The following is a 15,640-nucleotide window of genomic DNA, read 5'->3' as shown; positions in this document are numbered from 1 at the left end:
TCTGCAGAGCGCGTGGACTGTTGGCGCAGTCCGCGCGCTTTTGTTTTCTTAAAGTCTGATGTTTCTTCTCCCGAGGTCCGAACTTTGTTTGCCCGGGAGAGTTCGCACAAATTTCGACCGGCGCAAAATTCAAAAATCTGGTTTGACCTCTAAGAACAAAAAACGAACGAAGTCCAATCGTAGTTCGTCATCGCCATAAAACCTTGGTAGTGTGCCTCGCAAAACGAGCCATCCTTGTGCATCGCAATCTTTCTGTTCGCACGCCTCGCGAAAGCATCACAAAAGTGTGATTTTCGACTTAAATCTGCACTCAGCTCATACGCATGAGCGTGATGTGACACCCGCAGGATAGGAAGCGCTACGTCCAAGAGCCGAAACCCAAGTATCTTGAGGGCACAAAATCTGTCAGCCAAACGCCATTGTCTGCCCTGTAGAACGCGTGTCCACTGGTATGCATTCGCCCCGTCTCGACCCGAAGAACTGTCGCCTTCCCATGCCTCTTCCCAACATGGATTGCGGCGGCAGGGTCGCCCGAAAGATGCACGTGACGCCGTCGCCCAGGCACAAGGCCCTCGGAGAATATGGCATCAAGGTTTCGCACCGCAGTCCCGTGAAAGAGCGTTTCTGGCGGTTCGATCCGCGGAAGCCCAAGATTCACGTCGACCGAATGTCCCTGCGCAGCACGGATCAAATCACCGCTGAGCGTGAAACGCGACTTGTTATTTGTAGCGACGATCTCCTCAAGCTGAGCACGCGACATCACTCGCCCAGCTTTCCGCAGCGACCGCAACAATTCGTCAATCCGCGCCCAACCCTGAGGATCAAGCTCGAGGCCGATTTCCTCCGGGGTATGCCTCAAAATGCGAGCCAAAAACTTGCTATCTCTGCTCATCAACATTTTTCCTTCAGGTTGTATCGCTCACATACAAACTCGCCGCCGCCACCGCGAGGCCGAGCGTCATCCGTGACATGCGCTGGAACACCATCAGTGACACGCTCACGGGCACTTTCGCTTTCTTCGACGCATCGTTTTGTCCCACGAATCTGCGAAGTTTCTCGAACGCTCCATGGCATGAAGCCCTTGTTCACTACTGATGGAGAATGAAATGAACACCAAGAGTAAGCAGTCTGCAGGTCTTCCCTCGAAGCAACATGGCAAGAAATCCGGCGGCGGCCGAGACAACGAGGCTCCTAAGACACTCAAGGCGCATCCGACGCCTCGGAAGCCGATCACTCAAAGCGATGTCGACCGCATTCGCGAAGGCAAGGACACTGGCTTTCCTGTTCGCGCCCAAAAAGCTGTGAATCGGCGTCGCGGAAAAGCATCGACGCGCTGAAACACCTTACCACGCAACATGCCTTGCCGGATGTTTCTACAGAGCGAATTCGGCAAGGCGCTCGCGATGACCTTCCAAAGCGTGCCCGTATAGGCGTGGCCAATCTTGCCAGGCAGCGTGTAAATCCTGAAGAAAGTCAGGGCGTTGCATCTCTACACTCGCATACTTCCAGACACGCTCGATGTAGCCCATGTAGCCCGAGATGTGCCCGTGCAACCTGAGTTCGAAAAGCTGGGTTTGCCAGCCATTGCTGTCCGGGCGAGCCACTGGATCGTTCGCCCCCTCGTCGCAAACCGCGCGCATAGCAATTTCAGTTTTCCAACAGATATCTTCGACCATCCTGAAGGTCAGTGGCGCCCGGCCGGATCTGATGTCGTTTATTCTTCGGGTTAAATGATCACTTTGAGCGTCTCCTCCTCCCTTCTCAATCAGCGCAATTATCTGGCTCGCCTCACTTTTTGGGCCGCGCGCGCCAACCCTGGGATCTGTGAGGTGTAAACGCGCAAACTTGGACAACTCGGCAACCCAAGCCGTCCCGCCCGACCAACGTTGGCCGCCTCCCTTGGTGGGGTGAGGCGCCAGATCGGGTTTAGGCTTATCGCCTGATGGGTTCATCAAAGTGACTTCGCAAAGAGCGAGCTGCCATGTGAGGCCGGTCAGCGCTGCAAGCCGCGACAAGCGCTCGAGATCGTCATCATTGCTCCCTCGAAACCGCTCGTGAAGCGCTGTGCCCTCAGGCAGCCCTTCCAGAAAGAGCACCTCGATATCGGATAGTCCTTTCTCACCTCTCTCAATCGAGAGAAACGTTCTTTCCGGCTGGCTCAAAATTTCGATGAACTCGCTGAAAAAGGCATGCGTTGCGTCTGGCAGAGGCGCAACACTTCCGAAGCGACTGGAGAACATCCCCAACATCATCGATGTCGGACCGACATGCCACTTCGAAAACTCGGCGAAGCTCAGCTGATGCTTTCCAAGGAAATCGCGGAACACGTCGTAGAGGTTTTCGAGCTCGGGCCGGGCCGCCACGTTTAGTTCGGCGCGGTCAAAAAGATGGTGGAGATACTCTGACAGGAACTTTTTGACCTTCGGGTCATCGGGAGAAAATCTATCACCCTTAACCAGACGAGAACGAGCCTTGCGGACCCGGTCGGCACGGTGCAACTGACTGTCGGACATTCCTTTGTTGCGCGCCAAAAAAGGATCAAAATCCGGTTTGAAGGTAGGCTCTGCCGACGCTGACGCGGCACAGTAGGCGTTTATCACTGCAGATTGGTGAGGAAATGTAATCATCTAAAAATATCCATCGCGAGCTCGTCGCGAATTAAAGAGGAACAGCATCGAGAAGAAAAGCAGACACTCCACGAGAGGTTCACAAATTTAGTGGAGAGGCTGGTCATAGCGGCGGCTTAAAAAGGAGCACCGGTAAGGCTAATTCTACACACCCCAATCGATTGTGCACCCGACCCGTTCCGAAAGCTCATACCACTAAGGGCGGGGAGCGGCCATTCGCTGCATCTACCTATGATTGAGGAATAACCGCCGAAACCGGACTTACAACATTCGAGTTCCTTCGCTACCGTGGGGCGAGATATCAAGGGCGAGGCTTACTTGGAGTGATTGCTTGATCAATTTTAGAAAAGGGAACAGAGACGAGTTTGCAAAACTCTCCCCTGAAGCAGGGTATGATGACCGCGCTGAAATTATCCGGCGGCATCTGGCAGAGGCCTTCGGCTCCAAGAACTTGTCTTTTCTCATCGGCTCCGGTTGCTCATCCTACATGCACGAAGGCAATGATCTTGGCATTCCGACGATGGGGCCGCTTGCCGCAGAGTTCCAGGTAACGCTTGAAGAAATTCCTGGTCTGCCTGGCGTCGGAGTGTTTGTGACGGCTGAACAAAGAATGGCCCTCAACGATCAGCTGGGGATCGATCTAACCCATGAAGACTTTCGAAAAAACCTGGAGCGGTTGATGGAAGCCCTCATGACGGCGCAGCAGTTTTGTAAGAGAAGCCGTAAGGCAGATCTTCAAGGTGCCCTCGGAACCGTCGAGGCCGTCATCGCAGGCGTGAAAAAGTTCATCCTTCAGAAATGCACTGAAGGACCTTTTGCAAACGGCGACGAAGCAGTCGTGACGCTGTATCGGCGCTTTTATCAGTCGCTGGCCACCCGATCCCGTGGCCTTGCGCCGCCTTGGGTTTTCACCACAAATTACGACCTCTTTAACGAGAGGGCGATGGATCGATCCGGCGTTCCCTATTCCAACGGGTTTGCGGGCACGGTTGAGCGCCGTTTCAACCCTTCCACATACCGCCGCGCCCTCGCTGAACAGCTCGATATTTCCTCAAAGAGGTGGGCGGCGGTTGATGGATACGTGCATTTTTGCAAGCTCCACGGGTCTGTAAACTGGACGGAAGAGGAGACAGGTCTTTTCCCGATCCGGGAATCTGCTGACAAGCTCGATCCTTCCAAGGATCGTGTCATGATCTATCCGACACCCTCGAAGCAGACCGCGAGTTTTGGCTCGCCCTATTCGGACATGTTCCGTGAGTTTCAGCGTCAGATCGTTCAAGATCAAAGTGTCCTTTTCGTGATGGGATTCAGCTTTGGCGACGAGCACATTAACAACATTATTTTTCAGGGACTAACCCTCCCAGGCTTCCGCCTGATCGCCTTCCTCAATCCTGACGACGCCAACAATCCGGTGACTAAAGAGCTCGCAGCGCTAGGAGACCCGAGGATTTCCTTCATCTGGGGCCGCGACAAGGCGACGGGCAAGAAGGCGCACTACTTCGACAGTATCGTGCAAGACTTGATGCCAACGAGCGCTGACCAGAAAGAAGAACAGGCTATCGAAAAGGTCTTCAAGAAGCTGCTCTCCAAGCAGCAGGGTGGCGAAAATGGCGAGGGATGATGCAAGCCGTGCCATAGGCAAGATCGTTAGCGTGTCAGCAGATCGCCTTGTTGTCGAACTGCATAGGGGCAGCGACAACTTCACGGTCGTCGGTTTCGATGATGTCCATTATGTCGCGACCTTGGGATCATATCTCATGGTGCCGACCCAATCCGAGTATGTCGTCTTGGAGATTATCGGCCTCCGAGAGAAGGATTTTTCACCAGCCTACGGCAATGCAGCAGAGATGGACAAAGCCACGGCGGCAAAATTTCTCGATGTGGTTCCGGTTGGCTCCATGCCTGTCCATGGCGGCTCCTTCAAATTTGGGGTCTCGACGTTTCCTCCGCTTTATGCAGATGCCCTTTATGCGCGTGATGAAGACCTGGACCGCATCTTCAACGTGGAGCAACCAGCAGATCGTGAGACAAAGACCGACGCTGAGGGGGCTCAAAAGGAGGGAACGGTTCCCCATACGATCGAGATCGGCACGTCAGCGGTTTTCAAGGACTATCCTGTGAAGGCGCAGCTTGACGCACTTTTCGGTGGGCACGTCGCCGTTCTTGGAAATACCGGAAGCGGAAAATCTTGCACTGTAGCTACGATTTTCCAGTCAGTCTTCATGAGGCCTGACGACTTCGGAGCGCTTGGAGCGTCTTTTGTGATCTTCGATGTCAACGGCGAGTATCGACAAGCGCTCGACAATCTGCCGTGGTCCATCAATTCAAGCTATCTCAAAGCCACCGACCCCGGTGCAGAGATCGAGGCTTCCGTGAGGAGCCTCGTAGGGAATGAAGAAATAAGCCGCTTTCGACTGCCGCATTGGTTCATGACGGTCGATGAATGGGCGCTACTGTTGCGCGCCAGCGAGCGGTCGCAGCAGCCCGCTCTTCGCACAGCACTCGGCCTAACTACGCTTTTCGCAGAGCAGGAAGATGGTGTCATCGAGGGAGCCGCTGACATTTCTGAAATAAGAAATCACGTGCTCGCCAAGACTTTGCTGGCAATTCTTCAGAGCGATGCTAGCAGTCCGAGTAAATCAGATCGCCTCGCCGCGATTCTCGCATCCTTCAAAACGGGTGAGATCAGTATTCCGCAGATCAGGCATCAACTCGGTGTAAATTATGGTTCCTTAGCCGATGCCATTGGCTTATCTGAATTCCTCTCTAAGTTCGTTCAAGACGAGCCTGTGTTGCCCACATATGCAAATAAGCCGTTTTCCTTCGAGCGATTGCAGGCGGCACTCGATCTCGCGCTTCACTATGAAGAGGCAAACGGGAACAAGCAGATTAGAGACTACTGTTCTCAGATGGTGACGCGCTTAAAGTCAGTCTCCGATAACCCTGACTTCGAGTTTTTGCGGGCGAAAGTCGAGAACCTGAAAGATCACGATAGAGAGCCAACCCACTTCGTGGATCGACTTTTGGGAATTGCCAGGCAGGGGGAAAACTACCGGAAAAAGCGGCAGCTCTGCATCATCGACCTGAACGATGCTTCGGACGAGATCGTCGAACTAGCCTCTGCCGTTGTTGCACGGCTGATCTTCGACCGGATGCGCCGCGCGACGCCCCGAAACAAGATGCCTGTCCATCTGATCCTCGAAGAGGCGCACCGCTACATCTCAGAGCGCCCTAGCCGCTTTGCCATCGACGCAAGCATAACCTTCCAGAGGATTGCCAAAGAGGGCAGGAAATACGGGGCTTTCTTGATTGTGGCTTCACAACGGCCGAGCGAGCTCTCGAAGACGGTTCTCTCGCAGTGTAACAACTTCATCATTCACCGCATCCAAAACCCCGACGATCTTTCGCAGATTAAACAGATGACGCCATTCATCTCGGAAACGGTTCTGAGGCGCTTGCCATCTCTACCGAAGCAGCACGCGCTGATCTTCGGAAGCGCGGTGAAGATTCCGACCACCTTCCGCGTCAGGGACGCCGATCCCACGCCCAACAGCGACGATACGCAGGTTCGCGACCTTTGGTATGTCCCCAAGAATCCAAGTTTGCACTGGAAAGCATAGCCTCTTGGAATTCCACTTCTGAAAGTAGGCCGCACGAGTATGACAACCGTCACATCATGGCTCTCGGTGTCCGCCACAGGCACAAGGACATTTTACTTGGGGGCTGATAGCCAAGGGACATCTCTTCAAACTGGTCAAGCAGTGTCTTTGCGAGAAAAGAAGGTCTTTGAAAGCGTTTGCACCCCAGAAATTTTTGCCCTCTCAGGGGATCTCCAATGGGGCCAATCTTTCCTGCGGCAACTCCTGAAAGAAATTCAGCGTGCTGTGATCCAATCTTCGCCCGGGACCCGAGGCCGGGCAGAAGAATTTTGTGGATTGCCTTGTGCTACCCCTCTGAAGGGGCCGATTTGTGAGCTTGAAATCCTATACGGCGCGCGCTGCGATGCCGAAGGGCCTTCAGACTTTCAACTGTATCGCTTGCATCATGCCGGGCGCGCGAATTCAAGTTGGAGCGTGAACCAGATTGGTGAGAATGAATTGAACAGCAAAAAGTCGGCGCATGTCTATAGTTCGGGCCTCGGTGGTCGCCCGAACAAGGACCGGCAAGAATGGATTGCCAAAGGTGATCAAGGCGACGTGGCTCGGACCTGCTTTTGGTCCCTCTGTGATCTAGTCAATGGCATACCTTCAAAATCCTTCATGACGGGAGGTCATCCACAACTTGTAAAACTTGATCAACGCGGCTTCGGCCACGCTGTTGGAGTGAAATTCAATGGCGTCCCAACTGTCTACGGAAGGCGGACCACTAATCCCCAGAGTTTTGCGAAATTTTGGGTCGATGAGAATTTCACTCAGCTAAATCCCGAAACCTTGGAGAAATACAGTCAAGCGCAGAAATATGGTCGAAGTAGGAGCGGGCGATGACGATTAGGCTCAATTGGCAATGTCTGCTTTGATGAAGCTGCACCGCAGCATCACTTCACTCGGTGAAGGTCGGCTCAGGGCCGTTCGCGACGGGGCTGTAGGTCTGGGCGGTAAGCAGTCATTCGCAGCATGTGGGATGAATGGCAGCGATGTTCATCGTTTTGCAGACCGCCGCACTCACACGTCACCGCCTACACCTTTGAATTTATCAACAAAGTCGGAGATCTTCTCAAACACTATCGCCTTCTTGCTTCGAAATTTTGGGTTCAGCGGGCTCATTCTTGGCAATATGGCATTCAGGTCGGCGCCATTATCAGACGCGAACTCCTGTTTGATCGAGGCCGCGATATAGCGTTTTGCAGCCTCGGGATTCAGCTCTTCGGATTTGATGATCTCGTCCATTTCGTGGCGCTGCTCTTCCCGAGCGAATGCGAAGAACGCGTCGATCAGGCTTGCCTTGTCGTCGAGGCGGTCGAGGTCTGTCTTGTTGATAAAGTCGACGATTAAGCTCTCTTTCGCCCGGTTGCCAATGCTGGCGCGAATGGCGCGGCGGGCCTCGTCGATCAGACCCGCCTTGTCTTTCAACTTCTTGTTCTTCTCAAAGATTAGTTCGAGAATATAATCGAGGTTGATCTCCTGCGATTTGAGCAGATCGACCTCGAACACGACGTCATCCCAGTCGATGCGGGATTTCTCGCTGTCGACCGCGTTCTTTTCTTGCCGCAACCAGTCCCGGATGTCGTTGTAGGTCGACCTGTAATCCTGGATCTTGCGCTCAGGCGGCAGATGGATTTTTTGCATTTCATGCAGCACGTCGTCGTTCAGATAGTGCTGCGCCTTGAAGATCTCGATGGCCTCTGCATTGCTGGCATCCACTTCTTGAAGGGCTTTCAATGCCGCAAATTCATCGAAGTTCCGTAGAATGTTTTCGGCCTTGAGATACTCGCCGAACAATTTTGCAAAGGCCCTTTTGTCGGATTCCTTCTCGATCTCTGAAGGATTCGGAAACCGGCTTTCAAGTTCGCTCACGATATCGATGAAACCGCGTCGGGTGTTCCCGTTTTCCTGATCCTGAAAGCCCTTCATGTATTCGTCGTAGCTTTTCTCCAAGACGACATTCTTGGTGTTCTTGTCCCCGAAAAGCGTGATCGCGTCGACGGTCGCCTGTTCGAGATCACGGAAGGCGATGATATTGCCAAAAGTCTTGGTCGCGTCGTAAATCCTGTTCGTTCTGGAAAATGCCTGTATCAAGCCATGGAAGCGCAGGTTTTTGTCGACGAACAAGGTGTTCAAGGCCGGGGCGTCGAAGCCGGTCAGGAACATGCCTACAACGATCAGCAGATCGACTTCTCTGGATTTGACGCGCTTCGCCAAGTCTCTGTAATAGTTTCGAAAACCCTGCCCATCGACGCCGAAACTCGTCTTGAAATACACATTATAGTCCGTGATCGCCGCATTCAGAAATTCTTTGGCGCTTCCGTTCATCGCCGAAACGTCAAAACTCTCGTCCTCAATGTCCCCGACGGCGTCTTGTTCTTCGTTCGCGGCGAAGGAGAAGATCGTCGCGATTTTCAGGGGCTTGTCGCTGCTGGCCTGAAGGGCGTTCAGCGTCTCGTAATATAGCTTGGCCGCACCCACGCTGCTGACCGCGAACATGGCGTTGAAGCCGCTGCTTCCGGCCTGTAGTCGGTGCGTCTTCTGGCGAAAATTGTTCAGGATATACTGCGAAACTTCCTTGATCCGTTCGGGATGCAGCAGGGCCTGATTGTTCTCGGCGGCGCTTAGCTTTTTCTCGTCTTGCTCGCTTTCGAAGGCTTTGAACTGCGGCCGCACGTCGTTGTAATCGACCTTGAACTTCAGCACCTTCTCGTCGCGGATGGCATCCGTGATCACGTAGGAATGCAATTCGCGCCCGAACACGCTGGCAGTGGTTTCCGCGCCCAGGGCATTCTCCGGGAAGATTGGCGTGCCGGTAAAGCCAAACTGGTAGAACGTTTTGAACTTCTTTTTCAGGTTCTTTTGCGCTTCGCCGAACTGACTGCGGTGGCATTCATCAAAGATGAAAACCACCTGCTTGCCGTAGACCGGCAAATCCGCTTCGGACTTCATCAGGTTGTTCAGCTTCTGGATCGTGGTGACGATGATCTTGTTGTCGTCCTTGTCCAGATTGCGCTTCAATCCGGCGGTGCTGTCCGATCCGTTGACGCTGTCGGGTGAAAACCGCTGATATTCCTTCATCGTCTGGTAATCGAGATCCTTACGGTCAACGACGAAGAACACCTTGTCGATGAAGTCGAGTTCGGTCGCCAGCCTGGCCGCCTTAAAGCTCGTCAAAGTCTTGCCCGACCCCGTGGTGTGCCAAATAAAGCCACCGCTTTCGGGCTTGCACCAAGTCTTGGCCAGATACGAGCTGCGGATTTTCCAAAGAATGCGCTCTGTTGCCGCGATCTGGTATGGGCGCATGATCAGTAGGGTGTCGCTGGTATCGAAGACCGAATATTGCAGCAAGACATCCAGAAGCGTGCGCTTTTGCAGGAAGGTCGCGGTAAAGTCCTTCAGATCGCGGATTAACCCGTTGTCTGATTGTGCCCAGTTCATCGTGAAGTCGAAGCTATTCTTGTTACGCTTCGTGGTGTTGGCGAAATAACGGGTGTCGGTGCCGTTCGAGATGATGAACATCTGCAGGAACCTGAATAGCGAATTCTCGCTGTTAAAGCTCTCCTTGCTGTAGCGGTGAATCTGGTTGAAGGCCTCACGGATGGCCACGCCGCGCCGTTTCAGCTCGATTTGCACCAACGGCAGACCGTTCACCAAAATCGTCACATCATAACGGTTGGAGTGGGAGCCCGTTTGCTCAAACTGCTTGATTACCTGCAGCTTGTTGCGGGACTTGTTGCGTTTGTCGACCACATGGATGTTCTGAATACGACCATCGTCGAAGACAAAATCATGTATATGATCGTCTTGGATTTTTCGGGTCTTGTCGACTATACCTTCGCTGGGCCTGTCCAGATAAGTCTCGACGAAACGCGCCCATTCAACGTCCGAAAAGGCAACGCTGTTCAGGTTCTGCAATTGGACGCGGATATTGGCGAGCATCGCCTGAGACGAGTCGATGTCGGGACGGAATTCATAGCCCTGATCGACCAGATCCTTAACCAGTTCACACTCCAGATCACCTTCGCTCTGATAGCCCTTGGCGGGATCTTCGATGCGCTTGTATGCATCCAGAACGATGAAACTCTTACTCTCAGCAATCGGGGTCAGATGTTCAGCCATTCTGCGCGTCCTGTTTCCAGTAGCCGTAATTGTCGATCAAATTATCGAGTAAACGCTTGACTGTCTGCTTTTCTTGCGGCGTCGGGTCGCGCACCTGATCATTCGAAAGCGACGAATGGCTAAAGGTGTTGATTGTTCGAACATAGGCTTCTTTGCTACCCTCAGCAGAGTTCAACAGATCCCCCCATTGGTTATGACCCAGAAATCCTGCCGTCTTCTCGTATAAGTTACGCAACAATGTGAAATGATATCGTTCAACCTTGTCTTGCTCGATGGCCTCTTCCAGTATGCGTCGCAAATGCAAATGGTAGGAAAAGCTCTTATTGGAGTCTCCCAGCTTGTTATCGAGAGTGAAACTTCCATCCGCATGGCGCACCAATAGGTAGCAGCCCTGATTGGCTGGTTTCTTCTTCAATTCCAACTCATTGTGCAGAACGTTGTAGAAAAGCGGACTGTGCGTCGTAATAACGAACCTGAGCTGCGGAGGGGCAGATTTGATCAATTCCGAAAGGGTAACAGCCAATTCAATTAAGTGGTTTTCATCCAATGAGCTAACAGGGTCGTCAATGAACACATATTCCAACGTATCAAACTGGTTCGTCGCGCGATCATCAGGCTCTGGAATATTGAGCTCTGCTACGACCGTCTCCAGTAGCGAATAGAAGATGCTCCAGATGAAGGTGCTTTCTTCGCTTTTAGATATCTTGAAGTTCCCCGTTTCTTCGTCACTTCCAGCCTGGATCGAGAAAGTGACTTCTGAAAATGCCTTCACCTCGGTTTCGCTGCCATCTGGGTTATGGCGGATATATTTTTGATTAAAACTCGGCGTCAGCGTGGCACTCGTATAGTGCTGAAAGATGCGGCTGATACTTAGCTCTTTGCCTTCGTCTTCAAAAATCCAATCGGTGAAGTTGTTGGGTTGAATGATCAGCTTTGGGTCTGCATCACCTATTAGATCATTATCCCAATAGAAGAGGTCTTCAGTGAAAGCGCTGTAGTATAGGATCTTGTTGCGTGCTGGGGTATCGTCGCCCTCCAACTTGGGGGCGATCAGGGTTTTCATCGCCCGGGACAACCGGGTTTTTCCGGTGCCGTTGAAGGCGTAGATCAGTTGGACATTTTTTTTTGGATCGCGCAGTTGCTCGGCGATTTCCTCAAGCGTCTTGGTCATGCCTGAGCTCCTTTGCGAAAGCTGAGCAGCAGATTGCGGTAGTATTCATACTGTTTTTGCCGCAGCGCGATTTCGCGCGGCAGGCCTTCGCTGAGAGAGGTGGTGATCGTGTCGAATTTGTCGAGGATGGAGACTATGCGTGCTTGTTCGGCGAGGGATTTTTCAGGGTCGTTGGGGAAAGGAATAGGCAGCTTCACCTTCTTGATCCCGTCGATCAACAGCCTCTTCATTTTCCCGGTCGAGACATATTGGGCCTTCTGATCTTGAAACGCGTCTGTTTGCAGCGCGTAAGCGATGAACTTTGGGTTCATTTCATGACGAAAGGCGTAACTGTCGTCATGAAAGGCAACTTGCTCGTCTCCGAGCCATGCAAGAGCTTTACCAACTTCTTCGACTGTTTCGCTGACACCGGTGACGATGACGTCGCCTTTTTGGGCAAATCGAAGGGAGTTCTCAAGCGCAGGCCTGACCTTGGAGAGAGTTTCACTCGCGAAAGTCCCGTAATGTGTGTAGATTTCACCGTAGTGAATTGCGCTAATGCCTTCATCAACATAGTCAGATTTTGTGAAGCGCTTGCCGCGGATGAATTCGCCGATCTCCCCCAAAGCCCTCCACTCTACATCCGCGTCGTCGAAGCTGAGGAGTTGGTTGCGGTAGTGGTTGTATTGGGTTTTGCGGGCGGTAAGCTCTGCGGTAAGCTCTGCGGTAAGCTCTGCGGTAAGCGCGGTGAAAGCGTCCAATATCCGCACAATCTCGGCCTGAATCGCCAAAGACTTCTGCGGGTGTTCTGGGCACGGGATGGGGATTTCAAAGCCCCCCATAATCCTTGAACTCAAGTTATTTATGGTTGAGCTATTCAACCTGTCATCAAGATACCTCTGAAATATCTGACTACTTAAAATATGAAACAAAAATCGCGAGTTCAGGTTCTTTCCGCACCTAACAACCCCCATGAATCCGCCAAAGTAGAAATCAATGTCTTCATTGATAAATGCCACTTTCCCAACATGCTCACGGCTGCCGCTGGCAGCGCTTATCAATATATCATTTTTATAAAGCTTTTGTGATTTCTTAACCTTGGTTTTGAAATTCACTGTCTTCACTTCGTCGAAACGTAAGGAATTACCTGGAAGCGTGATGTTATTCGCTCTTAGAACCTTGAAGCCTTGGCCATCGGCACTTTCACTCGATTTACTGTAGACTAATCCGCGCACATATTCAGCCACCTCTCCCAAGTGCACCCAGTCCACCGCCACCCCATCCAAGAGGCGCTCCAAATACCCCAAACCGCTCACGCCTCGATCTCCGCCACGATCGCGTCGATCTGCGCGCGCAAATCGGTGATCCGCTCCACCGTTCTCGCGATGTCTGCGTTGAGGGTGACAATATCCGTCACCTCGCGGGTATCCTTTGGCTCGACATAGGCGCTGACCGAGAGGTTATAGTCATTGTCCATGATCGCTTGCTGCGCGATGTTTTGCGCCACATGGGGGACAGACTCTTTGCTGGCAAAGAGACGTAGCACCTCGGCGATATGGGGATCGTCCATCAAGTTGGTGTTAGTGCTTTTTCGGAAGAAAGTCTCTCCGCTCGCGTCGATGAACTGCACATCGGTGCCGGTCTTGTTCTTGGCGAGTATAAGGATCGTCACCGCAATGGTGGTGCCGAAAAACAGGTTCGGCGACAGCGCGATGACGGTTTCGACGTAGTTGTTGTCGACCAGATATTGGCGGATCTTCTTCTCCGCCCCGCCGCGATAGAAGATACCAGGGAAGCAGACAATCGCCGCGCGGCCCCGCGATGAGAGGTAGTGCAGTGCGTGTAGGACAAATGCGAAGTCGGCCTTGGATTTCGGAGCCAGAACGCCTGCGGGGGCAAAGCGTTCGTCGTTGATCAGGGTCGGATCGTCCGAACCCTTCCACTTCACCGAATAGGGCGGGTTCGAGACGATGGCGTCAAAGGGAACGTCATCCAAGAAATGCGGATCTTCCAGCGTGTTGCCATGCTGGATGTCGAACTTGTCGTAGTTCACGTTGTGCAAGAACATGTTCATGCGCGCGAGGTTGTAGGTGGTGTAGTTGATTTCCTGCCCGAAAAAGCCGCCTTCGATGATGTGGTCATCGAAGTGTTTCTTGGCCTGTAAGAGCAGAGAGCCGGAGCCGCAGGCGGGGTCGTAGATCTTGTTGACGCGAGTTTGGCCGTGCATGGCGAGTTGTGCGATCAGCTTGGACACGTGCTGCGGGGTAAAGAACTCGCCGCCCGACTTGCCCGCGTTGGCGGCGTAGTTGGAGATCAGGAACTCATAGGCATCGCCGAAGGGGTCACCCTGCGCATCCGCGAAGTCGAGCTGTAGCTCTGCAATCCGTCTGAGAACCTTCGCAAGGCGATCGTTCTTTTGCGCGACGGTATTGCCAAGGCGGTTACTGGTGGTGTCGAAGTCAGAGAACAGGCCTTTGATGTCTTGCTCGGATGGGTAACCATTGGCCGAACCTTCGATGGCCTTGAAGATGGCAGCAAGATCGGTATTCAGGCTTTCGTTGGTATTGGCTGATTTGGCCACATTCTTGAAAAGCTGCGAAGGGTAGATGAAGTAGCCCTTCGTCTTCACAGCATCGTCGACAGCCTCGGCAGGGATGTCTGCGTCAGGCATCGCGGCGTAGTTGACGCTCGGGTCGCCGCCTTCGATGTAGATCGTGAAATTCTCGCTGATGAAACGGTAGAAGAGAGCGCCCAAAACGAATTGTTTGAAGTCCCAGCCGTCGACGGCGCCGCGCACATCGTTTGCGATGGCCCAAATCTGGCGATGAAGTTCGTCGCGCTGTTTTTGCCCGGTCATTTCTGCTTCCCTTCTTGTTCCTGCTGGGCGATCCAGCGATTGATCTCGCCCTTGCGAAACCGCCACGCACTGCCAACCCTGAACCCGGGCACCTTGCCTTCGGAGGCGAACCGATAGGCAGTCTTCTCCGCGATCTTCAGATAATCGGCGAGTTCTTTCACGGTCATGATGTCATCGTTGGGCACCCGGAAATGTCCTTTCAGATGGATCTGGATTGAAAATAGAGGAGCTTGAGGGCGGCGGCAAGCTCGGCAATCACGCTTCTGACGCTGACAAGCTGGGCGGCCGCGCCAGGCGAAGAAACCACTCTGGCTGACGCCCAGGGCACGGCACATGCCGCTGATGGAAAAGCTGGCCTTCTCCGCCTCGATGAAAGCAAAGCTCATCGAGTTGCAACTTTCGCGAAGAAGGCTGCGGCTTTTTTAGGAGGTCACGCTCCTGTTTGAGCACTGCGTTCTCGTATCGCAACCGCTTCAACTCGGCATGCACGTCGACAGAAGCCTCGACCGGCACACCGGCATCCCGCTCGCGACCGTGCCACGGCGTCAATGTCGAAAGCTCAATCCCCGGATCTTCCGCGATCTCCCGCCGCGTCCTCGCAGGCGCAGACGGATCGGAGGCTTCATTTCACTCGACGAGGGAGAGCGACGAACGGCAGATATGATCTCGCGGAAGCAGTCAAAAGAGGCGTCCGTGAACCGGAACTCAAACCGGAACGCGGAAAGCTCTTAAATCGCGATGACGACACATAAGCATCTGATATATTAGTTATTTTTCAAATGAATTCTGCTACTTAAAGCGGAACTCGATTCGGAACTTTAAGCGGAACTCTGGCCTCATTTCTTCCTTGTGTAGTGCTCTTAGTTTGTGACACATCAAGCGCCGGGCTCTCTGTCTATGCTGTGCGTAAAGCTGAGCGCTGTAATACGAGCCCTGACGTCGAATCTGGATATGCATCGGCATGCGGACATCGAGCGATGCTTTGGATCAGCACTCAGGCGCCAGACGCGGTCTCTCTCGAAGAGTTGGGCATTGATAGCATTCCGATTTCATGACAAGGCAAGATCGGTGCGTCCAACTTCAAGTATTTATCGGTTGTTTGAATTGTCCAATTTCAAGTAGTTAATTTTGATTTCCGGCGATTTCCTCGCACACTCTGAAACTTAGCACCGTCCAACTTCGAGTAGATAAGCGAGATTTTGAGTGATTTAGGGGGGGGCCGAAACGCCTCCGGGAACCCATT

General features: G+C 53.0%; 11 protein-coding genes. 4 read left to right on the top strand and 7 right to left on the bottom strand.

Annotated features, from left to right (window positions below; translation table 11 throughout):
* Positions 1 to 358: 358 nt before the first annotated feature.
* A complete protein-coding gene (locus DEM26_RS14570) occupies positions 359 to 892 on the bottom strand; it encodes an RNA 2'-phosphotransferase (protein WP_109172713.1) in 534 nt (177 codons plus the stop codon).
* 214 nt (positions 893 to 1,106) lie between these two features.
* Between DEM26_RS14570 and DEM26_RS20225 the strand changes: the two genes are divergently transcribed.
* Positions 1,107 to 1,337 carry a hypothetical protein gene (locus tag DEM26_RS20225; RefSeq protein ID WP_146194468.1) on the top strand — a complete coding sequence of 77 codons (231 nt, stop codon included), beginning with the start codon at positions 1,107 to 1,109 and terminating at the stop codon, positions 1,335 to 1,337.
* 36 nt (positions 1,338 to 1,373) lie between these two features.
* Here the strand turns inward: DEM26_RS20225 and DEM26_RS14565 are convergent, their stop codons facing one another.
* A complete protein-coding gene (locus tag DEM26_RS14565; protein ID WP_146194467.1) occupies positions 1,374 to 2,627 on the bottom strand; it encodes a hypothetical protein in 1,254 nt (417 codons plus the stop codon).
* 331 nt (positions 2,628 to 2,958) lie between these two features.
* Between DEM26_RS14565 and DEM26_RS14560 the strand changes: the two genes are divergently transcribed.
* The 3 genes from DEM26_RS14560 to DEM26_RS20220 are packed head-to-tail and all read left to right on the top strand — an operon-like array spanning position 2,959 to position 7,111.
* Entirely contained in the window at positions 2,959 to 4,248 is a 1,290-nt protein-coding gene (locus DEM26_RS14560; RefSeq protein WP_233243125.1) for an SIR2 family protein, read from the top strand.
* The gene (locus DEM26_RS14555; protein ID WP_109172711.1) at positions 4,235 to 6,247 is read left to right on the top strand and encodes an ATP-binding protein; all 2,013 of its coding nucleotides are present in this window, start codon (positions 4,235 to 4,237) and stop codon (positions 6,245 to 6,247) included. The genes DEM26_RS14560 and DEM26_RS14555 overlap by 14 nt, the downstream gene beginning before the upstream one ends.
* 39 nt (positions 6,248 to 6,286) lie before the next feature.
* Entirely contained in the window at positions 6,287 to 7,111 is an 825-nt protein-coding gene (locus DEM26_RS20220; RefSeq protein ID WP_146194466.1) for a hypothetical protein, read from the top strand.
* 177 nt (positions 7,112 to 7,288) lie between these two features.
* On the opposite strand, the gene DEM26_RS14550 is transcribed toward DEM26_RS20220, so the two are convergent.
* From DEM26_RS14550 to DEM26_RS20695, 5 genes are read right to left on the bottom strand one after another with little or no spacing between them, the layout of a single operon-like run.
* Positions 7,289 to 10,390: a type I restriction endonuclease subunit R gene (locus DEM26_RS14550; RefSeq protein ID WP_109172710.1), complete on the bottom strand. Its 3,102-nt coding sequence runs from the start codon at positions 10,388 to 10,390 to the stop codon at positions 7,289 to 7,291.
* Entirely contained in the window at positions 10,383 to 11,561 is a 1,179-nt protein-coding gene (locus DEM26_RS14545; RefSeq protein ID WP_109172709.1) for an AAA family ATPase, read from the bottom strand. Before DEM26_RS14545 ends, DEM26_RS14550 begins: the two co-directional genes overlap by 8 nt.
* Complete coding sequence (locus tag DEM26_RS14540; RefSeq protein ID WP_109172708.1) at positions 11,558 to 12,856, bottom strand: restriction endonuclease subunit S; 1,299 nt, start codon at positions 12,854 to 12,856, stop codon at positions 11,558 to 11,560. The genes DEM26_RS14545 and DEM26_RS14540 overlap by 4 nt, the downstream gene beginning before the upstream one ends.
* Complete coding sequence (locus tag DEM26_RS14535) at positions 12,853 to 14,397, bottom strand: type I restriction-modification system subunit M (protein ID WP_109172707.1); 1,545 nt, start codon at positions 14,395 to 14,397, stop codon at positions 12,853 to 12,855. The genes DEM26_RS14540 and DEM26_RS14535 overlap by 4 nt, the downstream gene beginning before the upstream one ends.
* Positions 14,394 to 14,783: a helix-turn-helix domain-containing protein gene (locus DEM26_RS20695; protein WP_233243123.1), complete on the bottom strand. Its 390-nt coding sequence runs from the start codon at positions 14,781 to 14,783 to the stop codon at positions 14,394 to 14,396. The genes DEM26_RS14535 and DEM26_RS20695 overlap by 4 nt, the downstream gene beginning before the upstream one ends.
* Positions 14,784 to 15,640: the final 857 nt, after the last annotated feature.

This window comes from Thioclava sp. NG1 (assembly GCF_003122275.1).
GTDB lineage: Bacteria > Pseudomonadota > Alphaproteobacteria > Rhodobacterales > Rhodobacteraceae > Thioclava > Thioclava nitratireducens.
Note: the sequence above shows the minus strand (reverse complement) of the source record. Positions and strands in the feature narration are given on the sequence as shown.